4 protein-coding genes, 1 pseudogene and 1 riboswitch are annotated in these 2,907 nt (G+C 64.5%); of the genes and pseudogenes, 3 read left to right on the forward strand and 2 right to left on the reverse strand.

The features are described 5' to 3' along the window. Positions 1-372: 372 nt before the first annotated feature. Complete coding sequence (locus tag AB4Y84_RS18155) at positions 373-582, reverse strand: helix-turn-helix domain-containing protein (RefSeq protein WP_442243700.1); 210 nt, start codon at positions 580-582, stop codon at positions 373-375. 78 nt (positions 583-660) lie between these two features. Between AB4Y84_RS18155 and AB4Y84_RS18160 the strand changes: the two genes are divergently transcribed. Both AB4Y84_RS18160 and crcB read left to right on the forward strand, forming a co-directional pair. Then, positions 661-1,101, forward strand: a complete 441-nt coding sequence (locus tag AB4Y84_RS18160) for a helix-turn-helix domain-containing protein (protein ID WP_363731081.1) — start codon at positions 661-663, stop codon at positions 1,099-1,101. Between the two features lie 22 nt (positions 1,102-1,123). Next, positions 1,124-1,187: riboswitch (Fluoride riboswitch) on the forward strand. Between the two features lie 81 nt (positions 1,188-1,268). Next, on the forward strand, positions 1,269-1,661 hold the full coding sequence (gene crcB / locus AB4Y84_RS18165; protein ID WP_363731080.1) for a fluoride efflux transporter CrcB: 393 nt from the start codon (positions 1,269-1,271) through the stop codon (positions 1,659-1,661). Between the two features lie 3 nt (positions 1,662-1,664). Here the strand turns inward: crcB and AB4Y84_RS18170 are convergent, their stop codons facing one another. Beyond that, positions 1,665-2,498, reverse strand: a complete 834-nt coding sequence (locus AB4Y84_RS18170) for an AraC family transcriptional regulator (RefSeq protein WP_312786231.1) — start codon at positions 2,496-2,498, stop codon at positions 1,665-1,667. 150 nt (positions 2,499-2,648) lie between these two features. On the opposite strand from AB4Y84_RS18170, the pseudogene AB4Y84_RS18175 reads away from it, so the two are divergent. Further along, a pseudogene (locus AB4Y84_RS18175) lies at positions 2,649-2,907 on the forward strand (hypothetical protein); the annotation flags it as partial.

Raw genomic sequence — 2,907 nt, forward strand, 5'->3', positions numbered from 1 at the left:
GCCATGCATGCCGTATTCCATACGACCTCCGTTTGACTTGTTCTGCATCGTTGACGGTCGACCAATTCACTTGCGAGCTACTGAAAGACTCCCGGCCTTCACAACCGGTTGATGCCAATTAGTCATAGATTTCACGACACGTCAATTACAGGGCGCGACTTTCGCGATTGAAATTATTAATCGTTCATGAAAGGACGTAACGACGGGGATCGGGAATCTCCGTGCCGATGTCGACATCGCCCACCTGCGAACCCGGGCGCCGATCACAGATCAGGCCATCGCCGCCGGCAAGTGGATCAATTCTGGCCATATTGCTAAGCATGCTTAGCGAATTACTCTTAACGGTCTTTCCGCGACAACCCTCGACGCATCTCATCCGGCTTCATCCTGCGAGTTCTGATCCACCGGGAACAGCGCGGGGTATCGCTGCTGCAGGATGTAGCGCCTCAGCGGCGGGATGGGAAAGCCTCTGGGCCATTGCGAGACAGCGGATCTGCTGATTCCAAACAACTTGGCGAGCTCTGCGTCGGTGGAAAAACCGAGCCGCGTGCGGACCTGCCGCTTGCTCCAGAATTCGTCCATTTTCGATCCCTTTCATCATCAAACTTATTCTTGCGCCAAGGCCTCTTTCGATTCCACGCGTTAAGCTGGCTTGCATAGATGAATACTCTTGGACAACGACTCGCGGTCGCCATGAAGGACGCCGGGCATGCACGCCCGGCCGACCTGGCGCGTGCCGCCGACACGACGACGGCGACGGTCAGCAACTGGCTCAACGACCACGTCAAAGCCAATCACGTGAAAGCCGAACAGCTGTTCCGCATGGCCGACGCGGTGAAGCTGGACCCACGGGAACTGCTGTTCGGCCCGTTGGGACGGGGTGTCGGCGAGCGCGGCACGGCCTACATGCACATGCCCAGCGAAGCCCATCTGGACGTGTGGCAAGCGGCCTATGAGCTGGTCGCCCACATCCTTGCCGAGCGTGGGCTGGAGGTCGGTTACCGGCGCGAGGCCACGCTGGGGCTGATGGCCCATGACCTGCTGATGGAAGGGGTCAGCCGCGGCAAGGTCGCACGCGTGGTGATGACCGCCCTGCCCTGACCCATCGCGGGCTGGTAGCATGGTGATCGATGGGGATGGGGCTCCCCCGATAACCGCCTGAGATGGCTGATGGCTCCTGCTGCGACGAACCCGGCGTTCGTCGATGGCAGGTCTTGCCCGCCATTGCGCACGCCGTCGAACCTGCGAACACGCACTCGAGGCAAGCAATGCAGACGATGAACAACTATGTGCTGGTATTCCTGGGCGGCGGTGTCGGCGCCTGCCTGCGTCACGCCTGCAATCTGATCGGCGCCCGCGTCGCCGTCGGCAGTTCCTGGCCCTGGTCGACCTTCCTGATCAACATCAGCGGCGCCTTGCTGATGGGCGTGGTGGTGGAGGCATTTGCCCTGCGCAACGGCGCGTCACCGCAACTGCGCCTGCTGCTGGCCACCGGCATTCTTGGCGGCTACACCACGTTCTCCACATTCTCGCTGGAAATCGGCCTGCTGCTGCAGCGGGGCCAGCATGGCCTGGCCGCACTCTACGCGGGCGGCTCGGTCGCCCTTGGCCTGGCCGGGCTGTTCGCCGGCATGAAGCTGACCCGGCTCGCGCTGGGGTGACACTCAGCTCGCGGCAACGCGCGCCTGTCCGCGCCACTGCCGTGGCGATTGCCCGGTGTGTGCCTTGAACGCCCGCGACAACGCCGCCTCGCTGCCATAGCCGACCTCGTCGGCAATCCGTTTCAACGGTCGCCCCTGACGCAGCGCCTGCTGCGCCAGGCCGACCCGCCACCCCTGCAGATAGTGACCGGGCGTGGTCCCCATGGCCTCACGGAAGCTGGCGGCGAACACGCTGCGTGACATGCCTGCGACGTCGGCCAGATCTTCCAGCGTCCAGGCCTGGGCCGGTGCCTCATGCATCGCCACCAGCGCCAACCGCAGACGTGGATGACCGAGCCCGGCGAACAGGCCACCGCGCATCTCGCCCCCTTCCATCAGCTGCCGCAGCACCTGGATCATCACCACCTCGAACAGGCGGTTGACCATCACCGCCCGACCGCAGCGTTGCTCGAATGCCTCCTCGAACAGCAGCTCCAGGGCGGCATGGCCGCCGTACAGATCGGCCAAGGGCAGGCAGATGAAGTCGGGCAGCGCCGCACTGATCGGGTTGAGCCTGCCACCTTCGAAATGGAGATTGGCGCAGGCCATGTCGGCGCCGTGCTGTGGATCGGTGTGGAAGCGATGCGGCAGCGGGCGCGGGTACAGCAGCAGGCTGGGAACCTCGACCTGCACCGTCTGCGTGCCATGACTGACCTGCAACGGACCGCGCCGCACCAGGTGCAGCTGGCCGGCGTCGCCTTCGGCCTCCAGGCTGTTGATGCCGCACAGCGCGCCGGCATGGAACACCGAGGCGGTGACCGCGAAGCGTTCGAGCAGGATGGCGAGGCGATCGACCATGGCGGGACCCCAGATCAAATGGAAGGGAGCAGATACGGCAGATCGTATCGAATTCGATTGCGTTGCGTCAGGGGCTAGCCACCGTGCAGGGGCAGCGCTATACAGGCGGCACCTTCCGCGCAGACCGCACCGGCCAGGGCAAAGACCATGATGCGAACCTTCCACCGGCTGGTCCTGGCACTGGCCCTGCTGCTGCCGCACGTGTCGCAGGCCGCCGTGCCGCCCGCCACGCCGCGTACCTTCAGCGGCGAACTGCAGGGCGCACGCTGGCGTCTGGATGCGCCCACCGGCTGGAACGGCGAACTGGTAATGCTGGCGCATGGCTATGAGCCGGTCGGCGTGCCGCAGCCATCACCGATGCCGGCCAACGACAGCACCGCCAGCCTGCTTGCAGCAGGCTATGCCGTGG

Source organism: Stenotrophomonas sp. 2YAF22 (genome assembly GCF_052114665.1).
In the GTDB taxonomy this organism is placed as follows: domain Bacteria; phylum Pseudomonadota; class Gammaproteobacteria; order Xanthomonadales; family Xanthomonadaceae; genus Stenotrophomonas; species Stenotrophomonas indicatrix.